Raw genomic sequence first — 24,350 nt, 5'->3', positions numbered from 1 at the left:
CTACCACGGTAAAAATAGGTCTATTGTATCATTTTTTGAAACGGCTCTCGCTGCCAAAATCCCTGACACCACGGCTCCTTCTACAAATCCAGTATTAAGGCCATTCTGAATCCAGTCTCCTGTAAGCACTACATTGGTAAAGCCACTTTCATGAGCCTGCAAACGGTGCTTAGAAGAGCCTTTTAAGGAATATACATAGCGCTCTGAGGAATCAATATTGACCCTCCAATACTGATTCCTAAGACGCTCCTCTCCTATCCCATTGTAGGGGTCGAATAAAATATTCCAATCAAATTGTCCTGCTTCATCAAAAGCCCCGGGTAGGATATGACGTAAGTCTTTTTCAATAAAACTCTTCATACTGTCATAAACTTTTTGGCGTTGACTTTCAGGAAAATAACTTAAATCCAACGGAGGTATCAATTCAGACTCTGCAAATGCGCCACACACATAAAACAAATACTTAGGAACATAGGCACCCTCCCAAACCTCTCGACTCAATACTTGATTCATTTCTGCAAAAGTATCAAGTGGCTCTACATAAGTTGATAACACTTTTTGGGGATGCGCCCCCAGTTGTTCAGGGCTTTTGGTGAGCCAAATCTGAAACGCTTGCGTTTGTACCGTACCCACTTTATCAAGCATATTAGCCCAAGCTTTGTTGGCTTCAATAAGCTCACTACAAAAATACGGAAGCGATGCTACCGACGCTCCAATCACCACTTCGTCAAAATCTTCACCCCATTTTTTGATAATTTTTTCACCTTTCCAGCCTGTCCAATCGCTACTTAGGTCAATATTCTGCTTTTGTAATATCTGTGCTTGTGATGGGTCCAATTGCTCATACAGTGGTCGAGAAGGCCAACTTGGTAGCCCTTTTACCTCTATCAAAGGGTTGTATTCGGTTAAACCTTCCTGCAACTTCACTTGCTTTTCTACCTCAATTTCAGCTACATACCTTTTATCTTCTGACAATACCAGATTTGAAATTTTCTCAAAAAACTGAAAGCGAACATTTTCAGGAAACTCTTTTTTGAGCCATAGATATAAAGGGGCAAAGATGGTATCTCCCATTCCTGCCTGCATTCGCCATATAAAATTTTCTTTGCTTGTAAGTACCCACCTAAAAAGGATGTTGAGGGCAGTCCCCGCTTCTACGTTGGGAGCCGAAACAGCCCCTTTATAAAAAGCAAATGGCCCATCGTACATCAATTTGATAGCGGGAAATTCATAAATAAAATGTTTGTCAGCCCCGTGTATAATCAGCCATTCTTTGAGGTCATAATCATTAATCACACTGAAGTCTAAGGTCATTTTACCGTGCTCCATCTTTATTACTCCATCTTTGAAGATGCCTTTGGTAGCCACAATGGCAAAGTCAATAATGCACCAAATACGCAACAGATGAGGAAATTTTTCAATCAAATGCCCTATCGAATCCCAAATCCAGTGGTGTACTGATTCTAAATGCTCAATATGCGCCTCTACATGCTCTGCATGATGCGTTTGCTTATTGCTCAGTACCGTCCCTATCACTCTTAAATGTTTTTCAACGGCATGGCTAAAAGTTTTAGTAAGAAGACCTTCCTCCACTTTCTGAATATATCCATCCAAGGAGTTTTGAAGGCGAGGATGCTCTCTTTTTTGTTTAAATAGTTTTCGAAAAAAACTGATAATAGAATCCCAAAATCCTAATTCTACTTTTACGATACCTTCCTTAAATTCGTCGGCAAGTTTATGAAATATAATTTCAAATATTAACTCCACAGGGTTTGGGAATTTTCCATCTCCCAAAGTACCCGATATAGGGGGCAAATCCAAAACCCAATCTACCCACTGATTGTTGATTTTTTGAGACAAGTCAACGTTAGGCTGCGGTTTAAAAGCTTCTTCGAAGGTAGCCAATGGAGCATCTTTGGGACGTGCCAATTTTGCGTACACATTTTTTATCATTCGAAAAGCATTTTCATAAAATCCAAACCAAAAATGAACCCCATGCTCTTCTACCCTAAATCCCATTTCTGGATTGACACCGCTTGCTCCTTTACCTCCCAATCGCCAGCCTGCTTGATACACCGTGATTTCGTACAAATCTTTAGCCTCAGGCTGCATCATGAGATGATAGACCGTTGATAGAGAACCTAATCCTCCTCCAACAACGGCAACTTTTTTCTTTTTCATTGATTTTCTGGGACGTAGGTTTTAAACAAATAAATATACACCATGTCCATGATGAAAACCATGCCCGACATAGTATGCAAAAAATGATTGTCGGGGTAATGTAGGGCACAACCTAACGCAATAAACCCAGTTCCGAGAAACTTTGCCCATGCAATACGATAACTAAATTCTTGATAACGGTAGTGAGGGTAGGTGAGTAATTGATAAATATAGGTACTAGAGATGACGAGGTTGATAAAGAAAGCTGAAATAGCGCCGATACCATCATCTTGGTGTGTATATCTCATAAAATAAGTAATAAAACCCCCACCAATCAGAATAAATAGATAAATCAGAAGATAATTTTTCTTAATCCAAGAATTAGTGACTAGTTTGGTGCCATGTTTGAGAGTATAGTAATTGATGTAGGCATCCATAAAAAACCAAACTATACAAGCCCATTTAAAAAAGGGAGCGTAGTCATTTTCGAGTAAAAACCCCCAACAAAACTCCCAAGAAAGATCCAACGCAGCCACAATCATGGGAATCTCAACGAGTTTATACCGTCTCATGTTTAGGATGGTATCTCTATAAACAACTATCCAAAAAAAGGTACCCAATGTGAGAAAAAAAACTTGAATAGGCGGATAATCCCCTAAATTGATGTGGAGTACATGTTCCAAAAAATAATTGATGGTATTCATCTGTATAGGTTTAGGTCATAAGTGCGTTTGATTAGTTGCAGTGCTCCTCTGATTGCCAACTTTGAAACTATGATTGGTAATATCAAATTTTTCTTAAAATTTGTACCATAATTAATCTATCCAAATGGATATTCTAGCTGTCGAAAATTACATACTCGAAAAACTAAAAAAAAACCTCTCTCCTACACTTACCTATCATGGGTATCACCACACTATTGATGTAGCTGAAGCGGTTTTGAAGATTGCTTCGTCCGAAGGTATTGAAGAAGAAGAGCCACTTATTTTGCTCAAAACTGCTGCTTTTTATCATGACTTAGGTTTTATTACTACTTATAGAGGTCATGAAGAGGAAAGCTGCCGAATCGCCAATCTCACCTTGCCTTCATTTGGTTATTCAAATCCACAAATCGAAAAAATTTGTGGGATGATTATGGCTACCAAAATTCCTCAGACGCCCTTAACTCATCTCGAACAAATCATCGCAGATGCTGACCTTGACTATCTGGGCCGGGATGATTTTTGGCCTATCGCTCATAGTCTTTACGAAGAGCTTCGAGAAAGAGAGATGGTACCAAACATCGAAACTTGGAACCAAATTCAGGTCAAGTTTTTGTCGTCTCACCAGTACTGGACTGCATCTGCTCAATATTGGCGTAAAGCCAAAAAGCAACAATATCTTGACGAGTTATGTGAAATTACTAAACATTATTAGCCACATTCACTCTTACTTTTAGCAAGCTTAAACAACTGTGCTCGTTTACAAATTAGCGCATTTGTTTAAGCAGAAACTCCCCAATCTCGCTGCAAAGATTCTGGAATATAAAAATTGATAATTTGGTTTTTATCCATCAAGTCTATCATTCGTTGAAGCATGATTTTACTGACAGCTTGAACCAATATCGCTAACAGTATAGTACGATCTAATACCTCTTCTACATCCACAAAAAAACGGACCTTATTGGCTAGCTGCTCCACTGATTGTTTATCTGCGGGAGGTACTCCTAACATATCTGCAATTTTATCCCCCATCATAAATCGCATCATTTGTTGGGTAGTATCAGCGTCTATCGCTACAGGTGATGTTTTTTCCTGAAATCTCAACAAAGCCTCCATCAAAGATCTCCCTTGCTCGCTAGGAGCAATCTGGCGATCTAAAATCCGATGACCGAGCGCCAATGCATCGGCAGCATTGATAGGAATCAAATCATCATCAAGACCCATCAAATGCCCAATCACTCGCCAGCAATGAATGTATGCCTCTTTTTCTGTAGTAGTCAGTTCGACGTTTATCAGTTCAAGCCCTTCTAGGACAAGAGCCGAAAATGACATCAATGTCCCCGCCATATCTTCTTGGTTGATAGGCTCTCCAAACTGAGCCACGTCCCAATCTTTTTGATGTAAATAAAATCGAATGACGGCATGAATCAATCTTACTTTTTGAATAGCTCGCATGCCCCGTCCCTCAGGCGATAAGCCCCCTGGCGACATGGCATACAAGACAAATTGGGCAGTTTCGGCAATCCGGCGTGAGTAAGTATCCATTGAGCCATGCTGCTCATTGAGACGAGCCGTATGAAAAAGAACCATTGCACCCTTGGCACAAGCATAACATTCTGGAAGAGACTTAAATGACAACAACAAACTAATCAAAACTCCATGACGAATATAAATTTGCTGTCCGAGTTTGATCATATCTTCATCAGCCCAAGGAGGAAGTTGAGCCGTATCTTCAAAGTATTTTTTGAGTTGGTGTGGAAGCTCCTCAGGAAGCGTATCATTATCGTTCACAATCATCCCAAACAACCTGTTGACATGATTTTTCTCCCCTTGCTTCATGATACTCTTGACCACTTCGTCAGCAACAAGATCAGTATGTAGGCGTTTATTTTCCAAGAATTCGTCAGACCAACTTTGGGGTGGGGCTTGGGCAATCAAAACGGCTTTAGAAGTAGCCTTTTTAAGTATGAAATAATACCATATGGCAAAAATTATTGATGCCCCCACCAACAATGCCAAGAAGAGTAATAACATAACAAATTGAGATTAGTAGGGATTCTGGTTTAGTCGTAGTAAATCTACAATAAATTACTAAAAATCACTATTAAGGCTTCAGAAACGCACTTATTTATTGCTAGATTATTACTATTCTTAAATTTTTATCCACGATAAGGCAATGAAATAAAAAATTCGGTGCCTTCTCCTTCTTCACTTTCTATCACGAAGGTTCCAGCATGACCTTTTGTAACAATATCATAACTCAAAGATAGTCCCAACCCCGTACCTTCGCCAGTGGGTTTAGTGGTAAAAAAGGGTTGAAAAATCTTCGTTCTTATTGCTTCAGGAATCCCAGTTCCGTTGTCTTTGACTCTGATTTCGGCCCAAGCTCCCTGCTTATCATCTTCTCGATAATGCGTCGAAACTGTCACTAAAGGCTGATAATTAGGGATTCTTAGGCGTTCTTTTTCATGAACAGCATAGAAGGCATTGTTGAGAAGATTCAGTAGTACTCGCCCAAGTTCTTGTGGCATGACTTTCAATTTGGGTAGCTTCTCGTCAAACTCCCCCTTAAAATCTGCATTGAAGGTTTTGTCTTTGGCTCGTAGTCCATGATAGCTCAGGCGGAGGTACTCGTCGGCGAGCGCGTTGAGGTCTGTAAGCTGCATCTCTCCGGTATTGTTGCGCGAGTGCTCCAACATTCCTTTCACGATACTACTCGCACGCTTTCCGTGATGGTTAATTTTTTGTTGGTTTTGGGTCAAATCACCCGCCAATTCTTTCAGCAATTCTTTGTCTATGGGGTCGCGGTCGAGTTCCTCGGCGAGTTCTTGGGCGAGTTCCATGCTTACCTCCGAGAAATTATTCACAAAATTGAGTGGATTCTGGATTTCGTGCGCAATCCCAGCCGTAAGCTCCCCTAAACTTGCCATTTTTTCTTTCTGAATGAGCTGATTTTGAGTCGCTTTTAGTTCTTCTAAAGATTGCTCCAGCTGCGCCGTTCGCTCTTTTACTTGGCGCTCTAAAGTTTCGTTTTGAGCTGCCAAAAGCTGTTGTTTTTCTTGCTCTTGCCGCAGGTTTTGCTTACTGAGTTCATTGTTTTCTTGGAGTTTTTCGATGAGTTCTTTATTGGTTTTAGAAAAACTAATCGCCAAATACAGCGAAATCGACAAAGGCACACACAATACCGCAATTTGATAAGTAATTACGCCCCCCAATCCACTCTCAATAATGGGGCTAAACCCATAGTTTTTGAGCAAAATATCTACGTAAAAAAACAGAAACATTACCAAAGACACCCCCATCCCAATCATGATAAGCCTTGCGCCTGGCAAATGCCGCCGCAAAGCCAAAGCCGTGACTCTGATTACTTCGGCAGTCATGAGGAGTTCGGTACCTAGCTCAGCCCATACCGATCCTAACGAATAGGGGGTGAAGAGTGAAATAACAACCAATATACCGAACACCACTATCATCCAATAAAGTACTCCCGTAGGTTGATGATAGATTTCATATATAGCCCGTATCAAAAACAAGTACGCAATAGGGAATGCAATTGTCTGCACAAATTCGGCCAGAAAATACTCCGTCAAGTTTTCGAAATAATCTAACGTAAGCGGTATACACAAAAACGCAATTCCCAACCACAAGGTAGTCAGTGAAAAATAGAGATTGGCACGCTGCGTGCGATAAAGCGAGAAAAACGACAAATGCAGAAAGGTAAGAATAAAAAACACCCCTACTTGAAACCACCCGTAATAAGTCTGCTGACGTATGGCTCGGCTAATGGTACTGGCATGTTCGGTAGCAACGACGGTAGCTTTAAAACAGTGGCTTTGGTTGAAACCTACGCGATTGTAAAAGGGGTTTTGTTCGTAAGCCACCCGAATTGAAATCTGAACATAAGGATAACTTACAGAATAAGGCAAGCCAATGTTGTAGTGGTTAAACAAATTGACTGCTTTCACTTGCTCTGGATTAGTGCTGACCACACCGATTTTACGCGCCAAAAGTCCATTTATGTATATCTCCGAAGCTACGCTTTGACTGATTTGTAAGGTACTGAGCTGCTGCGCTACCACTGGCGAAAACTCCAAAGTAGCCCTAAACCATCCTATTCCCTTGGTAGTAAGATTAGGAATATTGGCTAGGTCTTGGGTAGGATTCACTTCTTTCCATGCGCTATCGTCAAATTCGGGATTGGCCCATTCGGGACTATCGCCTGCGCTCCATCGCCAGTTTTTTTCAAGGACTAATCCTTTCAATGGAATAGAGTCAATACTAATAATACTCTGCCCCAAAACCTGACTGACGTACAAAAGCAAAACGATGAATAGACCGTATTTTTTCATTGTAGAAGGCTGTTTTCGCGTATTTTAGTCCATTATGATACTGGTAACCTAAAGATAAATTCAGTACCTTCTCCTGCTTGAGATTCTACCGTCATTTCTCCCCCATGCCCTTTGGTTATAATATCATAGGCAAGGCTCAAGCCCAGCCCGGTGCCTTGGCCGGTAGGTTTGGTGGTGAAGAATGGCTGGAAGATTTTACTCTTTACGGCGTCAGGAATTCCCGTCCCGTTGTCTTTGACCCGAACTTCTATCCACTGCTCTTCGTCCGAATCTCTCACCAGCTGCGTAGATACTTGAACCAATGGCTTATAAGAAGGCAAATTTTGCAGGGCTTTCTGATGTACAGCATAAAAAGCGTTGTTGGTTAGATTCAATATCACCCGCCCTATATCTTGCCCTACTACTTCTATTTTGGGAATCAAAGGGTCTAAATTAGCTTTAAAGTCAGCATTAAAAGCTTTGTCTTTGGCTCTCATTCCATGATAAGCCAGTCGAAGATATTCATCAGTCAAGTTGTTCAAATCGGTCATTTCTTTGGTGCCAGAATGATTCCGAGAGTGTTCGAGCATTCCTTTGACAATACTACTTGCCCGTTTGCCGTGATGACTGATTTTACTCAAATTTTGCACCAAGTCACCAAAAATTTCTTCTTCCAGAGAATCTTCTTCTATAGCAAGGGTGCTTCTACGTTTTTCTTCCTGCAACTCATCTAGCAGCTCTATACTAAGCTCAGAGAAGTTATTAACAAAATTCAAAGGATTCTGAATTTCGTGCGCAATCCCCGCTGTCAGTTCACCCAAAGAAGCCAATTTTTCTGACTGTATCAATTGTGCCTGCGCCGCTTTTAGCTCTTCCAACGACTCATGTAGTTCGGCGGTACGCTCTGCTACTTGTCGTTCAAGTATTTCGTTTTGAGCCGCTAACATTTGCTGTTTTTCTTGCTCATGAGCAAGGTTTTGGGCGGAGAGTTTTTCTACTTCTTGAAGTTTTTTGCGTAGTGCTTGATGTGTGCGAGAGTACTCCTTTACCAATGAAAATGACAACCCGACTGGAATACTAAAAAACATGAGTACCCAAAGTACGATTGCTATGATCATTATCATTTGAAAACCTGAGCTTTTGGTGTAGTTATAATTATCGACCATCATGCTACCAGCTATCACAATCATAATAGCCAATGCAAAAAAGGCAGCCCCTATTATTAGTGAATAAATAGGTACTTTTGCATTGGGATCTCTACGCCTGTCGGCTAGGATACTAACCCTTATAAAATCCACAAAAATCAGTAAAGGGGCAAGCCATACTTCCACGGCAATCGGCATCCCATAACCAAATATTAAGCATATCACACTCCCTACTATGAGCCCTAGTTGAAGATAGAAAAATACCCTAAAAGGCTGGCTTAGGTACAAATAAAGCGATGTATTAATCAGTATAAATCCAGCATAGAATGCTATCAACTCCACAAGTTGATAAACTTGTCTTAAAGAGGAGTTTGATTGATGATGTTCGAGATTCTCCAGCAAAAACGCCAGGGCAAAAGTCAACATCGTAAAACCCAAGCTAAGGCTTACCTTGCGGGCACGATTAGAGGCGTAAAAAGAAAAATGGAGAACGGCAAACACCAAGAAAATCCCCATCGCCAAATAAAATATCTCTGACTTACGTATACCACTGTTGTACACAATATCCCCAATATTGCTTACTTGGTCAAACTTAAGCTCGAACGTATCTTGATTGGTACCAGGATAGTAGAAGTTAGATTTGGTGTAAGAAAACCTCACCGCAATCACGTGAAGATTGGTATCGGGCAGGCTAAAAGGGATAAATCTCTCTACCGAATGTGTCACTTCTTTTTTGGAGTCGATACTGACTACTCCTAGCTTTTTCAGGAGTTTGCCATCTATATAAATCTCCGACGCTCCTACTTGATCGATACTCAGCGCTAAAGGCTTATTAACCAGCGCCTGCGTAATCTTGATAGGACGCCTAAACCAGGCGATTTGGGCCTCTCTAAGTGAGAGCAATTTGTGAATAGATGTGGTAGGCGAAAAAGCCTCCCAAGTAGAATCAACCAAGGTGGGGTTTGCCCAAGCAGGATTGTCGCCACGGTGCCACTTCCAATGTTTTGCTAAAGTGGTACCGGATTGCTCTGATTCATCCAATGGTTCTAACTTTTTTTGTGCCCAGCCACCAAAGCTGCACAAAACCACTAAAAGTAAAATAAAATACTTCATGCAATAAGGTTTTGAAAACTAATTGATCGGTAAATTAATAATAAATTTAGTACCTTTTCCTTCCTCACTTTCCAATTCAATAGTACCGCCATGACCTTTCGTAACAATATCATACGCCAGCGATAACCCAAGGCCTGTCCCTTGCCCGGTAGGCTTGGTTGTAAAGAAAGGTTGAAAAATTTTAGATTTTACTTCGTCAGGTATACCCATGCCATTGTCTTCAATACAAATTTCGGCGGCCTCACCCGTCCATTTTGTTTTGACCCACACCGTAGGTTGATAGCCGCTACCTGCTATCTCGGGCCGAAGCGAATGCTGATATACTGCATAAAAAGCATTGTTGATTAAATTCAAGAAAACACGTCCCAAATCTTGCGGGATTACTTCTAGTTTTGGCAGGGTAGCATCAAACTCCGTGACCATGTTGGCGTTGAAAGACTTGTCCTTCGCTCTTAATCCATGATAACTAAGCCGCATATATTCGTCTGCCAAAGCATTGATATCTATGATTTCTTTTTTGCCCGTACTTGCTCTCGAATGTTGCAGCATCCCCGATACAATACTTGCGGCTCGGCGTCCATGATGGTTGATTTTTTGTAAATTTTGAATCAAATCATTTAAAATTTCTTCCTCCAGCTCACTATCTCGCTCCGTGGCGTCTTTTTTTCTTTCTTCTTCTAGCTCTTCTAACAACTCAACTGATACATCAGAAAAATTGTTAACAAAATTCAACGGATTCTGGATTTCGTGGGCAATTCCCGCCGTAAGTTCGCCCAGAGAGGCCAGTTTTTCTGATTGAATCAACTGTTCTTGGGTCGCTTTCAGATTGTCGAGGGCATGTTGGAGTTCTTCCTTTTGTTTTAAAATTTCAGCCGTTCGCTCAGCCACCTGCGACTCCAAATCTAGCTTTTTAGCTTCCAAAATACGATTAGCCTCTTCTTCCTGTTCTCTTTTGAGGCGTTCTTCATTGAGGGCTTTATCAAAGCTTTTTTGTTGGTTGCGCGCCATCAATGCAAACACAAACATCGAAAGTAGCGCCATACCTGTAGCGGAGTCAAAGATTTCTTCGTGCGATTTGTAAAATTTGGGTGTCCAATATTTGAAAAGATTATCAATCAAGTATACAATCCCAAAAGGGCCAATCATCCAAAGTAACAAACGGGCGTTGGGAGTGTGATAGCGAAGCAAATAGGCTGGTACAGCCGCCATCGCCAATAATCCAAAAAAAATGGGTGGAACCAACCATTTGATACTAAAAGCAACTTGGAGACCTAGCAACCCAAATGCAATAAGTCGAGCATATTTTAATCGTTCATCCCAGTGTGGAAGAGTTTCTTTGAGCCTCAGAAATTTTTGCTCAAATGGCAGAAGAAAAAACGCCACCAAGAAAGGATACACAAAGTTCATAGCCGAAAAATATTAAGGATTTATGATGAATCGTTGGCGATACACCTCACTTACCGTTGTTTTTTCTCCAATATCCGTATTTTTGTCAAAAACTGAAAAAGCTAAACGGTCTTTTCATAAACACTAGCTTACTTAACCCGCCGACTGTATTCGGCTAGAGAGTCTTTTATGTTGCCTCACCCACTGTATCGTTCCTTAGGAATCAGAGCCGATGAAGTCAAAACCGTCGGACTGTTTTTTTTACATCATTTTTTCTTGGGGTTCGGCACCATGCTTATTTATGTGTCGGCCAATGTTATTTTGCTCGAAAATCACCCCGAAACGAGCCTTCCTATTGCCTACATGGCTTCGGCAGCGGGAATGATGCTGATTGGGAAGCTTTACACTTATTTTGAGCATCATCTACGTCTCGACAAACTGGTCATCAGGGTACTTTGGTCGGTGATTGTTCTCACGGCTATCATTTTGATACTGGTCAACGTAGGACATTCCATAGCGGCAGCGGTGACGATTATGGTGGGCTACCGTGCCATTTATCTTCTGACCAATCTCGAATTTTGGGGTGTATCGGCCGTGGTATTTGATGTACGCCAAAGTAAACGACTTTTTGGCGTAATCAGTGCCGGAGACATGCCCGCCAAAGCCCTCGGGGGTATGCTTGCGGTACTCATTCATGGCCATACTGAACTAATAGTACTGTTGTTTTTGGCGTTTGGGTTCTTTTGGGCAGCGATGTACACAGCGGTTCTGACTTTTCGTTCACACCATGTGTCTACAGGACACGGTTCTGAGCCTCTTCATCGCAAACATCTGCCGCGACTTATTACGCAGTTGTTTGGAGGTAGCGAACTGATATTTGCGATGTGTCTGAGTCTGACGGCAGTAGCTATTATGGCCACAGGGGTTGAATATGCCTTTTTTATTAATGTCAAATACAAGCTCCACAGCCAAGCCGATGTGATGAAATACCTTGGCGGTGTTTTGGCAATTACCTACTTACTCGCCACGTTTGTGAAACTTGTAGTGTCGCGCCAGACCATCGAGCATTTTGGTATCAACCGCGTGCTCGCTTTACTACCCATCGGAGGTCTAGGAGCGGCTTTGGGATTGACGGTGGTGTTTTTGGGAGACTTCGACCAGTCTATTCAACTCATTGCTTACTGTTTTGTGTATTTGGGGTTTGAAGTAGTACGTAGGGCATTGTTTGATCCCGTATTTTTGGTATTGTTTCAGCCTCTTTCTACCCACCAACGCCTCAGAGGCCATACTCTAGCCAAAGGCTTTTATGAACCTTTAGGACTTGGTATCGGCGGACTGATGCTTTATTTGAGTCATCATTTGTGGCAGGGTAGCGAGTGGTTTTTGGTAGAAGAAATCATCGTGGGAGCTATATTCTCATTGTGGTTTTTGTACCGTACTTATCGCCAATACGTCTCCACTCTCCAAGATGCTCTCAGCAAACGTTTTGTAGCGGTAGAAGACTTGGCGATTCCTGAAGAAGCAACTCACGCTATTTTACGTAATCTCAAAAGTACCAAACCCAAAGAAATAGTAAACGCTATCGAATGGCTCGCTCACAATCGCATGCATGGAGTCTCCTCCGACAAACTACAGACCTCTATCGGTGAACTACTTACGTATCCTCACGACCAAGTGAGATTGAGTGCATTGGAAGCAATTGATAAGTTGGGATTGGTGATTAAAAATAGCCAATTACAACAAATGGCGTTGGAGGATGTTTCGCCAGCGATTCGACAAACAGCGGCGCGTATTGTGAGTAAAGAATCCGAAAAAAATGGAATCGAACTTCTCTATAAACCCGATTTGATGGTACGCAAAGGAGCAATTTTGGGATTGCTCAAGCCTAATCCAAACCATAAATTTGCCCTTACCGCGCTTGAAGCAATGCGCCAAAACCCCAACAGTAGTAGTCAGTTGGCGGTACTTGAAATTGTAAAAACGCTGCAACTAAATTCCTTTCAAGACTTCGTAAAGCTATCCTTTGAGCATTCCGATGAAGAAGTGGTTGATGCCGCTATTCATACCGCAGGTGTTTTTCCGGATACCGAGTTGATACAAAAACTGATTGACTTTTTAGCCGAAAAGCGCCACTGGCGAGCTGCTTCTAGAAGTCTAGCTTTGCTCGAAAAAGAATCTCTCCCTTTGCTCCAAAAACGCGTCTCTAGCGATGCAGATGCTCTTACAGCCCGCCGTGCGGTAGCTGCCTGCTCCCAAATGAAAACGCCCGAAGCTTTTGGGTTACTTATCGAATTGTTGCAGCGCCCCAATGTATCGGTTCGTACGGCGGCCTTACAAGCGTTACATCATTTTGATTCCTTCAAAAAGGAAGAAAAATTATTTAAAAAACTCCTGCACGAAGAACTAATCTTAGCTCAAAGACTTCTACATGCCCAAATAGAACCGCTCGAACAAGACCTCAAAAATAGTCTTACCTACGAGCAAGACCTTATAGTACAGCGTATCTTTGGATTTTTGAAACAACTCTACGACCCAGAAGCGATTTCAAGTACTCAAACGAGTATTCTGCATAGCTCACGTGAGCGACGTGCCAATTCGCTTGAATTACTAGAAAATATCGTACCCCGCCAAGTATACGGCAGCTTGTATGCGCTGCTCGACAATGCCTCCGATGCCGACAAAATCCGCCTCATTGATGCGCAAATGGGTAGTTTCACGGCCAAAGAATCCATTAAAAATTATATTCTCCAACAAGGCTCCCATGTTTTTACCGACTGGACGATTCGTCTCACTTTACGGGGAATGCCGCTCGACCAATTGTTTAATTATCCTGATTTACAACTCATGAGTCACTCTTCTAGCACTGCTACTGTTTCGATTACAGAACGCGTCATGGTTCTGAAAAACACGGATCTTTTTGCCGAAACTCCCGAAAACGTGCTAAGTAGTATTGCTCCTATCATGCGCGAAATAAGCTACATAGAAGCAGAAACGATTTTTCAGAAAGGTGACTTAGGAACAAGTATGTTTGTCATTTATGACGGAGAAGTAGGCATCTATGACGGGCATGTCCAATTGGCTACCTTTGGTCGTGGTGATGTATTTGGCGAACTAGCCCTGCTCGATGCAGAACCCCGCTCAGCAACGGTTTCTGCCCTCAGTGATGTACACCTTTTCCGCATCGATCAAACTGATTTTTATGACCTTATGGATGAACGAGGCGAAGTACTCAAAAATATCATTAAGATTCTGTGTCAGCGCATACGCAACCAAAACACCAAACTACGTACGCTTGCGAGCCGTTAGGAGTCTATGTTTTTTTTGGTTTTAAATTTGGAATAGGGGAAGGCAAAGGTACAAGGTCGCCTTCTCCTTCAATCCTTGGGAACAAGTCGTTTTGCCAATCTTCTTTCGCCTTTTCGATAAGGTCTTGACTCGTAGCAACAAAATTCCAAAAAATAAACCTTTCTTCCGGAAAAGGCTCTCCCCCAAACACATATACGGTGGTATTGGCCTCAAGAGTAAATTCACAAAGCTGTGGATTTTTGGCTACCAGTATTCTCTTTGGTTCATAACTAATGCCTCCGTCTTCGATACTGCCTTCCAGAATATACATACCCGCTTCGCCATACAGTCCATGACTAATTTGGACGGTTTGGCGAGTGGCGCTTTTGATTTCCAACAAATATAGTTGGCTATATACAGGCACGGGAGAGCTATGACCAAAAGCCTCACCTGCAATCAATTTATACATAACCCCATTTTCTTCCCAAGTGGGTAGTTCTTCTGCCCCTACATGATGAAAAGAAGGCTCCATTTGTTCGAGTTCTTTGGGCAAAGCCACCCAAATCTGTAAGCCATGCAGGTACTTGTCGGAATGACGCAGATATTCGGGGGTTCTTTCAGAATGCACAATGCCTTTCCCTGCGGTCATCCAATTGACTTCGCCAGGGGCTACCTCTACCACCGTTCCGAGGGTATCGCGGTGCATGATGTTGCCTTCAAACAAATACGTCAACGTAGATAGCCCAATATGCGGATGTGGCCCTACGTCAATATTCTGATATTCTTTGAGATAAGCCGGCCCCATGTGGTCGATAAAAATAAAAGGCCCTACCATTCTCTTACCACGAAAAGGCAATAATCGTCCTACCAAAAAATTCCCAATATCAGCAGGGCGCTCTTCAATAATCATCTGAACGTTTGACATATCATTGATTGATTTTTAGGCTAACACATCTTGCCATTCGGGCGTTTTCTGAAAAGTAGCTTTGGCAAAGGGACATAGCGGAATCACTTTGATATCATTGGCTCTTACATAAGCGACAAGCTCTGTTTGCAAGCGTTTTCCTATACCTTGTCCCTTTAGACTTTCATCTACATGGGTATGGTCAATAATAATTTTGGTATCTCCTGCCTTGATATAAGCCATTTCGGCCAATTTTTGTCCATTCAAAATATAATCAAACGAACCTCCCTTGTCATTTTGTTGGTGTTGAATGTTTTCCATTAAATTAAACAATTTGAAAATACATATTAACTAAACTGCGATTTTTGACTTTGTTTTCGACTATGAGTTCAACGGCTTTGGATTACTCATAGCATTTTATTTTATGTAATATCTCCCCATAAAAGAGAGGGATTTACTGATACTTCGATGATCGGGATAAGGAGTAAACCCATTTCCTAGCGTAAAGCGCACTTCAAAAGCCATTTTTTTGAAACGAGATCCTACCCCTGCTACGACTGCTACTTCATGTTTCCGAAAATCTTCCCCTAATTTTCTTTTACTACCTAGTAACTCCATATAACTTTCATTTTTAATCATAATGCCGTTTGAAATTCCAGCTAACATATAAAAAGTAGGATTTGAGATTTTGAAACTATATCTAATCAAATTGTTGATACCGATATAGCTCAATAGATGATGAAAGCTTCTATCGCCATTCCTAGTCGTAAAAGTTTTCTGATAACGGTAAAAATAAACCTCATTTTGTAGGGCCAATCTCCCTCTAAGGCGAGGGGCTTGATAATTTAAAAATACTCCTGGTGTAGGTAAAGCACGCCATTCGTCACGATAAACATCATCCGAAATGTCTTTGTAAATGGTATGGTTTAATGCATTGACGTTGATACCTGCCATGATTCTCCATTCTAATTTTCCTTTTTCTCTTGTTTTGGTCTCCATTACGGGCGACTCACTAAAGCAAGCATTATAACTATCAATCACCTTACTCAGTTGCACTATTTTATAAGACAGATTCTTGATAGGCAAAGACTTACAACCATCAGCAGTCAGTAATCGAAGTTGGTCTTGATAGGTTGTAATGTGCAAAGCCCCCTCGTCAATCATAGCAACATGATAAATCAAGGGTTCAATTTTTTTGTCTTTGTTGACGATGAAGTGCTCCCCCATTTCATTATCGGCAAAATGATAGAGCGTAATTTTGCCACTCGATAGCACCCTTACAAACGCAGATTTGAGCCTCAAATCTTTTTTTCGATTGGCATATTTAGCAATCGTTCCAAACTTCGTTAGATCCATATCGCGTACGAGTTTTTCGAGTGTGATATCCATCGATACATATTTTTCTTTTGTATCAATTATCTCAAACCCCAACAAATCAGAAGTCGTAAAAGTCTCTACTTCTTTATCTAAAGACTTCTTAAAAGAAATTTTAAGCGGGCTTTGGGTCCATTCTTGATAATCAATATACCCTGAGATGGTATCTTTTGAAGGAGTATAAATTTCCCCTTTCATAAAATTAGCTTGAGAAAAACCGAAACAAGCTTTCAACAAAAAAAATATCAATATCGTACTTCTGGTAGTGGAATACATAAGCTTTTAACGTAAAAATATGGTGTAGCAGCATCTACTGATGTCAAACATACTTACTTTTTTTGAAAACATAAATTTTACAAATCTCTTAACACTGATTGCGTTTGCTAAGGTTTTTTTTTGTTATTTGAATTCCAACACTGCCTCCACGCTTCATTGCTATGCATCACAAAATCACTTGGCTCACCCAAAAACTAAGAGATAGCCTTGAATGGCTACAATACAAAATTGTCAATAAAGAAGTACGGACGCTTACGCTTCAAGCGCTTCCTTTTTGGATTGCGTCTATCTTAACAGGCTTTGTAGCAGTAGCTTACGAGAAGCTTTTTTCTATTTTTGAGCATTTGGGTGCTTTGTTAGTGATTCAATATCCTTTATGGAGTTTTGTTTTCATTCCTGTTTTTTTCTTGCTCTCATGGTGGCTGGTGTGGCAGTTTGCACCTACAGCCCGAGGCAGTGGGATTCCTCAACTCATGGCATCTATCGAACTTGCCAATCCTCGCCACGACACCCGCGTTGATAAGCTTCTTGGAGTACGAATTGCGATTGTCAAAATTGCGAGTAGTTTAAGTATGCTGCTGGGGCATGGGGCGATTGGTAGAGAAGGTCCTACTTTACAGATTTCGGCTTCCATTTTTCGGTTTGTCAATCGTCTGCTACCTTCTTTTTGGCCTCCTGTATCGAAGCGCATCATGCTTGTGACGGGAGGGGCGTCGGGATTGGCGGCCGCTTTTAACACTCCTTTAGGCGGAATCGTATTTGTGGTAGAAGAACTTACCAAAACCCACATCACTCAGTTTCGCACTGCGGTTTTTGCCTCTGTTATCATAGCTGGGATGACCGCCCAAGCCTTACTCGGCCCATATCTATATTTGGGTTTCCCCAAAATCACTCCTGTCGGATTTTCTTTTGTGTGGGTAATCATCGTTGCAGGGATGATATCGGGCTTGGCGGGTGCTTATCTGGCCAAACTACTTTTGTTTTTGAGTGATTGGAAAAACAAGCATTTTAAATCCATACCCCGACAAGTGCTTTTTGTGCTAGGTTTAGGATTACTTTTCGCTACATTGCTTTATCTCACTGGCCCTCAGACGGGTGGTAGCGGTAAAGATCTTATGAATCGTCTACTTTTTACCGACCACAAACAGGCCAAATGGTACGAATTTGCAGGGCGTTTTTTGGGACCGGTGTTGAGCTATCTTAGCGGAGGTGCTGGCGGCGTTTTTGCAACCTCTCTAAGTGCTGGCGCCACCTTAGGAGCACTTATTGCTCAGGTGTTGCAAGTCGCACAAGCCAATTACAACTTAGTCATTTTAGTAAGTATGGTAGGGTACCTGACGGGGGTCACCCGCTCTCCGTTTACTTCTGCTATTTTGGTACTAGAAATGACCGACCGCCACTCGGCTATATTTTATTTATTGCTTGCTGCTATGACCGCCAATTTAGTAGGTTTTTATGTTGACCGTAAATCTTTTTATGAACATTTGAAAGAGAAGTTTATGGGTGAGGCCAGTTGATTTTATCCAACTTGAATATAAAACTATCCATCTATAACTCAATACGTTAAACAAAAAAAGAATCACAGAACCCTAGGAACGCCCCCCGCTACGATTTCAAGAAATATAGTAATAAACTTGATATTACTAATAAAAAAATAACCGCCCGGCGAATCGTGATTAATTGCCGAGCGGTTTATTTATGAAGGTCAACTTATTTCAGCACAAGCCCCACAATAAACTATTAACTCCTAAGCTCTTAGAGAGAAGTCTTTTTAGTCTTTTTGATAGAAAAAGGTATACAAATTTCGGCGGGGCAACAATTATCACCAGGCTCAATAATCACCGGGCAACATCCCTCGGCGGGGCAAGTTGAATTAGACGCCGTATAAGTATAGCTACCTGGCTCTTCTAATAAAATCAGGTTACCTGTTCCGACAACTGCCCCTGAGCCTTGTTTAAACCACTGTACATTTGTGTATTGAGCAGGCACACTTACCTGTACTTTTTCACCTGCACATAGTTTAAAGGGCACCGTAAAGCACTGACGATCCAAATCGTCTTCGTCTTCGACGCCATTGCCCGGCGTAGAGTCGCGGTCTTTTTCGTTAGTAGCGGTGATTTCGGCGGTATTAAACCATACCCCATGCGCCAATACTTTTACGCGAATTGTCAAGACTACTGTATCACCATTAGCAGCCATGTTGCCAATATTCCATTGATATGTACTTGGATTATAGCTACCTGCACTTCCTCCCGCTACTCGTACAGCACTACTGCTTATGTATTGAATACCAGCATTGAGACTATCAGTCACGACTACTCCTGTAGCATCGAAATTTGCTTCATTCCAAACTTTAAGCTTGTATTCAATGGTATCGCCAATGGAAGCGATTTTTTTGCTTATCAATTTTTTCAAAGCCAAATCCACTTCTTTAAGGCAGTTGACATCAATCGTAACCGCAACCCTGCTCGAACTGATGTCAGTCAAACAAGCTGGATCAGTACTACGAGCCTGCGCATAGAAGATGGTATCTCCCAAAACGATTCCTCCAGGTTTGAACGAAAGACCTGTGTGAAGAAGTGAGCCACCAGTAGGAGTAGCATACCATTCTACTGTAGCCAAGCCAAACACAGTTGCTTTGAGCGTAGGGAAGGTATCTCCTTCACAAGCGGTCAAATTAGGCGTAATAATGGTCGGAACATTAGGGTTACAGTTACAGTTAGGCCCTACAATCAGGGTATCAAATTTACAAATAGCGCTAAGACTATCGGTGATTTTGATTGTAGCACCCGACGGAATATCTGTCACGGTATAAGGGTTATTACCACTTATGATACCTTTATCTACTTTCAATGTTCCGTTTTTATTCGCTACACTAAATGTTATACTGTAGGTTTGTACATCAGGCGAACAGGCCGGTGTGCTCGTCAAAGTAAAAGTGGGCTTAACACAAGGTGTGATCAAAGCCGCGTCAATGGTAGGATTGTCTTTGTCGATTCCATTACTCAAGGTATTGATGACAATCACAGGGCTTTCGCCAGTAATCGAATCAAAATCAGAGTCTTTGGCATCATCGTTAGGAGAACCTGCGTCTTTTTTAGTACTGATTTGGCACGCTGCCGGAATGCTACTAAGCACAATTTTCACTTTATAGTTACCACTGTCGAGCCCCGTAAAACCATAGATTCCGTTTGCATCAGTAGTATCAGTACTAATGAGTGCATTTGTATCTCCATTGAGTAGTTGTACAATTACTCCCGCTACTCCATTTTCGTTAGCATCCTGAATACCATTGTCGTTGGTATCTTTCCAAACATAGTCTCCCAAACTACCTTTGAGACAGTTTTTCACTTCTATATTTACAGTATCAGCACAGTTGGTGTTTGAATTTGTTAAGACAAAACGATAAGTACCAATAGCGTCCATACCCGTCACTACACCCGTAGTAGCGTTTATTGTTACGGCTTTGGGAGAAGAACCCAGCTGTGTCCAGCTCTCACCAGCGGCAGCATCGGGCAAATTCACGGTAGCAATATCATTGCATATTGCCTTTACTCCAATGCTATCGGCGCCAGCGTTGGGCTTGGTGTTTACAGTAAGCGTGACAAAAGTAGTATCGGAGCAGCCGGTAGTTTCATTGGTAACTAGTACGTAGACATTGCCCGAAGTACTAAGGTAAGCTGCGGGATTAGCAATAGGTGTGGTGCGCTGTACATTACTAAACCACTCTACTTTGTTGCTTCCGCCAACGGTGTTGTTTAAACTACTGAGATTAAAAGTACCTACTCCTGCCCCTGATTCATTTTCACAAGCTGAGAGTTCAGAGTTTTCTACCGCTGGTTTGTCAAAAATAGTCAGACTCACATAAGCCGTATCTTGGCAAGAAGTACTATTGTCTGTAATAACCACTGCATAGTATTTAGTACCTACATCTTCAAGAGCTACACCACTAGGAGTGAAAGAAGCGGTGGTTTGACCAGCGATTGCTGTTCCTAATGCACTAGTAGTATCAGCCAAAGGTCCATACCAAGCATAGCCTACACCTGTACTTGGCATAGCTACGTATGCTGTGGGGGTTTCGTCCAAACAAATACTTTGCTGTTTGGCAGTCACCTTAGCCACTGGCAATGCTTTAACAGTCAAGGTTGCAAAAGCAGTGTCTTGACATGAGGTAGTGGCATCAGTTACAATCACTGCATAGTATTTTGTACCAACGGTATTGATTGCGGCTCCACTAGGAGTGAAAGAAGCGGTGGTTTGACCAGCGATTGCTGTTCCTAATGCACTAGTAGTATCAGCCAAAGGTCCATACCAAGCATAGCCTACACCTGTACTTGGGCTAGCAGTATAGGCTGCGGGAGTATCCCCAAGGCAAATCGCTTGTATTTTGGCGGCTACTTGCGCCACAGGGCGAGGATTGACAGTCACTTTGACAGTATCACTACATGCTGCTTGACCTTTGTAAGTCAAAATAAAATAATAGTCTCCTGCTATCGTAAGCCCAGTTACTACTCCAGAACTAGCGTTGATGGTAGCGTTGGTGCTTGCGGGCTGAGTGCCTTTACTCCAAGCTTCTAGTGCCGAAGCATCTTTTAGGTCGATGGTAGTCGTACCTACACACAAAGTTTGATTTGCTCCTGCGGAAGGTTTTACACAAGGTACATACAAGCCTGCATCAATAGTGGGATTGTCTTTGGTTAACCCCGACCCCGTAACATCAATTGTAATCGTGGGACTTTCGCCGCTAATTGGATCAAAATCAGAGTCATTTGTATCATCTCCTCCACCAGTATTGACATTTGACTTTGGCGTAATTTGACAAGTATCTGGCAAGCTACTCACCAAAATTTTGACTTTGTAAGTACCGCTTTGGAGATTAGAGAAACCATAGAGTCCACTGGCATCGGTAGTATCCGTAGCCAATACGTTGCTGTTAGAAGCATTCAAAAGTTGAACGATAACTCCCGAAACTCCTTGCTCGTTGTTATCCTGTATCCCATTATCGTTGGCATCTTTCCATACATAATCCCCGATAGAACCCACACATATCTTGTTGGTCACCACTACGCTGTCAATCACCTCACAGTCATTGATTCCAGTAGGTACGAGTTTTACGTAGTAAGTTTGGGCGGTCGTAACGGCAGTTGGATTTGTTTCTTCTTGGGTCAAATTCTTGTCTCTATAGAAGGTAATCGTACCGCTTGAGCTACCAGCCGTAGTAGTAGTTAAATTCACGGCTACTCCTGGACACACAGGTGCGGGGTCGGTAGTTACCAAAGTAGCAGACGCTTGAACCACTACCTCTGACGCTTCCTGTACACAAGAGCTATCGGGCAAAGTACTAGCTACTACTTTAACCGTGTATGTACCTGGTAATGCTGGAACAATATTGGTAAAAAGTTTATTACTTTCTGCCACTTTAACCCCATTACGATAGTAGCGATACGTCCCACCCACAATAGGAGTAGACACACGCGCTCTCAACAAAGTGGATCCGTCGGCGCATACAGTAGTGGTATTTAAAAGCAAAGTTTCGTCAGGAAGAGCGCCGATTTTACCTGAACCTTGATAAGAGTTTTTACAACCATCATTACCGAGTATTTGATAAGTTGCTGCTTCTCCAGCCAAGTTTTTGGCAGGAAGCCCTACAAATACCGAATCTTCTTGACCCATAGAATTTGGATAAGGAAGGGTACCATTGTAAGGCGCAGTGCTACCATACAATTGCGAATCAGTACCAATGATACGCCATTTGTATGGTCCTACTACTTGGCCTTCAGGTTGCAAATTCATGATTTGTAGGTTGGCTACCGTTGCATTTCCACAAAGTGCTCCAAATCCTACTTCCCATGTTGGCTGGGTATAGGTCGGAATTGTCACTTGGGTAGTTACGGTTTTACAACCATCATTGAAAGAAAAAGTATAGCTACCACCTGACACTAGACTTGAAAACTGTCCAGTGTGAGTGGGCGAATCCGATTCTGGACCTTCATTGACACGTGATGCCGAAGGCGCGATGATTCGGTAAGTATAGATATTGTTCCATCCATTTTCGGGGCCGCGGTTGTTGATCCCGATTACATTGGCTTGTCCTGAGCCAAAACATTGGTTTGTAGCATCTACGGATACCGTAGGGTTGGCATAAGTACCTATTACGATTGAATCTGTACACATAGCACCACAGGCATCCGTAATGCTCAAATAGTATTTGCCCGGTGCTAATCCCGCCGAAGTATAAGAAGCATTACTTTGGGTAGAGGTATAAACAACGGTATTGGTAGTACTGTCTTTTATGACAAAAGTATAGTTGGGAGTAGGATTGTAGGGAGGTCTTACAGACACTGACATTTGGAGGCGATATTGTTCTGAAGCACCATTAGGACATTGGATAGACTTACTACAACCCATTGAATGAGGCCCAGGCCCTGTCAATTCTACGGTACGAGTATTGACCTTATCACATCCATCTTTTACTTCTACGGTATAAGTACAAGGGCGAGGTAGATTGATAAAAGTGGTATCAAAATTGGACGATACAACACTAATGTTTACACCACAACTAACACTTGTCAGAGTATACGTTAAGGGGCCAATACCTACAGAACTTGCAGTAGTAGTCAGGCGAATAGAACCGGTTCCATCGTCACCAGGCGCACCACATATCCCTACTGAAGTCCCCACCGACGTAGTAGGCGAAGTATAGGCTTTGGGTGTGACAGTCACATCCCGAGTGCCTCCGCACTGATCTGTTACAGAAATCACGTAAGTGCCTCCCGCTGTTAAGGTAAAGGTAGCAGATGTAGGATCTGTAATCTCATTCCCTACCTGATCAGGGCCTGATTTGACTTTAAAAATATAGGGTGCGTTACCACCACTGGCGGTTATTTTGTATTCTGCATCACCATCGCAATTGTTAAACTTCACAAAAGAAGACGAAGCCGTAGGAGCAGGTACTGAAGACGGAACCGTCACCTTGATAGTTTTGTAATTTCCGCAAGAGTCTCTCCCTTGTATCTCGTAAGTACCACCCATTCCAGCAGGATATACAATCGGAAACGACCCAGCTAAAGTAGTATCGTAAGGAGGCGGTACTGTACCGTCAGCGGGAAGTGTCCCATTTTTAGTCGAAATTCTAAAGAAATAATCAGGACGCTGTTGAGAAGCAGTAGCTCCAGTAATGGCCAGACTACCGATACTTACAGTAGGAGCAGTACCCGTGCAGGGCAAATACGACACCGCTGCGGTAAACGTCCAGTTTTGCTGATAGTTGCTAGTCACTGATACAGGAAAGTTCTCCTCATCATTAGTGGCAGGATCGATGACCGTCAGGGTATAATTACCAGGCGCAAGAAGTTCAAATGTCACATTAGGACCATCAAAAGGCCCAAGTTGCCCTGGGATATTTCCTCCAGTGAGCGAGTATAGATAAGTAGCTTCACCAGTGACTACTACCTTTCCCGAGGCTTGACAACGAGACTCTAAAGCAGAAATAGTAGGAGTTACTATTTGAGCTTGAGTCCAAGAAGGATAGAGCCACCCTAATACTCCCACAAGAGTTACCAGCGCACCTCGGAAGTATAAAACTTTACTTCCAATGGTATTACAAAAGCGCCATAAAAGACTCAAAATAAAGTGTTTAATCATATGATTGATAGATTTAAACAAATTGATAATGCGT

13 protein-coding genes are annotated in these 24,350 nt (G+C 42.2%); 3 read left to right on the top strand and 10 right to left on the bottom strand.

What is annotated here, in order from left to right:
- Together P1X15_RS11970 and P1X15_RS11965 are read right to left on the bottom strand one after the other, a co-directional pair.
- Positions 1–2,181, bottom strand: coding sequence for an NAD(P)-binding protein (locus tag P1X15_RS11970; RefSeq protein WP_277338358.1), 2,181 nt, complete (start codon positions 2,179–2,181; stop codon positions 1–3).
- Positions 2,178–2,732, bottom strand: coding sequence for a hypothetical protein (locus P1X15_RS11965; RefSeq protein WP_277338357.1), 555 nt, complete (start codon positions 2,730–2,732; stop codon positions 2,178–2,180). The genes P1X15_RS11970 and P1X15_RS11965 overlap by 4 nt, the downstream gene beginning before the upstream one ends.
- A gap of 256 nt (positions 2,733–2,988) precedes the next feature.
- On the opposite strand from P1X15_RS11965, the gene P1X15_RS11960 reads away from it, so the two are divergent.
- Entirely contained in the window at positions 2,989–3,576 is a 588-nt protein-coding gene (locus P1X15_RS11960) for an HD domain-containing protein (protein ID WP_277338356.1), read from the top strand.
- 65 nt (positions 3,577–3,641) lie between these two features.
- Here P1X15_RS11960 and P1X15_RS11955 read toward each other — a convergent pair whose 3' ends face one another.
- From P1X15_RS11955 to P1X15_RS11940, 4 genes are all read right to left on the bottom strand, one after another.
- Positions 3,642–4,895: an oxygenase MpaB family protein gene (locus P1X15_RS11955; protein WP_277338355.1), complete on the bottom strand. Its 1,254-nt coding sequence runs from the start codon at positions 4,893–4,895 to the stop codon at positions 3,642–3,644.
- Between the two features lie 125 nt (positions 4,896–5,020).
- Positions 5,021–7,210 (bottom strand): ATP-binding protein, encoded by a 2,190-nt coding sequence (locus P1X15_RS11950; RefSeq protein ID WP_277338354.1) that lies wholly within the window; start codon positions 7,208–7,210, stop codon positions 5,021–5,023.
- A 32-nt stretch (positions 7,211–7,242) separates the two neighbouring features.
- Complete coding sequence (locus P1X15_RS11945) at positions 7,243–9,447, bottom strand: ATP-binding protein (RefSeq protein WP_277338353.1); 2,205 nt, start codon at positions 9,445–9,447, stop codon at positions 7,243–7,245.
- A gap of 18 nt (positions 9,448–9,465) precedes the next feature.
- Complete coding sequence (locus P1X15_RS11940) at positions 9,466–10,854, bottom strand: ATP-binding protein (RefSeq protein ID WP_277338352.1); 1,389 nt, start codon at positions 10,852–10,854, stop codon at positions 9,466–9,468.
- Between the two features lie 168 nt (positions 10,855–11,022).
- On the opposite strand from P1X15_RS11940, the gene P1X15_RS11935 reads away from it, so the two are divergent.
- The gene (locus P1X15_RS11935) at positions 11,023–14,139 is read left to right on the top strand and encodes a cyclic nucleotide-binding domain-containing protein (protein WP_277338351.1); all 3,117 of its coding nucleotides are present in this window, start codon (positions 11,023–11,025) and stop codon (positions 14,137–14,139) included.
- Positions 14,140–14,143: 4 nt separating this feature from the next.
- On the opposite strand, the gene P1X15_RS11930 is transcribed toward P1X15_RS11935, so the two are convergent.
- From P1X15_RS11930 to P1X15_RS11920, 3 genes are all read right to left on the bottom strand, one after another.
- Positions 14,144–15,043: a pirin family protein gene (locus P1X15_RS11930; protein ID WP_277338350.1), complete on the bottom strand. Its 900-nt coding sequence runs from the start codon at positions 15,041–15,043 to the stop codon at positions 14,144–14,146.
- 15 nt (positions 15,044–15,058) lie between these two features.
- Positions 15,059–15,343, bottom strand: a complete 285-nt coding sequence (locus P1X15_RS11925; protein WP_277338349.1) for a GNAT family N-acetyltransferase — start codon at positions 15,341–15,343, stop codon at positions 15,059–15,061.
- A 96-nt stretch (positions 15,344–15,439) separates the two neighbouring features.
- The gene (locus tag P1X15_RS11920; RefSeq protein WP_277338348.1) at positions 15,440–16,594 is read right to left on the bottom strand and encodes a hypothetical protein; all 1,155 of its coding nucleotides are present in this window, start codon (positions 16,592–16,594) and stop codon (positions 15,440–15,442) included.
- 239 nt (positions 16,595–16,833) lie between these two features.
- On the opposite strand from P1X15_RS11920, the gene P1X15_RS11915 reads away from it, so the two are divergent.
- A complete protein-coding gene (locus P1X15_RS11915; RefSeq protein ID WP_277338347.1) occupies positions 16,834–18,189 on the top strand; it encodes a chloride channel protein in 1,356 nt (451 codons plus the stop codon).
- Between the two features lie 238 nt (positions 18,190–18,427).
- On the opposite strand, the gene P1X15_RS11910 is transcribed toward P1X15_RS11915, so the two are convergent.
- Positions 18,428–24,316 carry an SdrD B-like domain-containing protein gene (locus tag P1X15_RS11910; RefSeq protein WP_277338346.1) on the bottom strand — a complete coding sequence of 1,963 codons (5,889 nt, stop codon included), beginning with the start codon at positions 24,314–24,316 and terminating at the stop codon, positions 18,428–18,430.
- Positions 24,317–24,350: the final 34 nt, after the last annotated feature.

The sequence above is a fragment of the Runella sp. MFBS21 genome (genome assembly GCF_029433105.1).
GTDB lineage: Bacteria > Bacteroidota > Bacteroidia > Cytophagales > Spirosomataceae > Runella.
The sequence above is the reverse complement of the archived record's forward strand: the minus strand, read 5'-3'. Positions and strand labels throughout refer to the sequence as shown.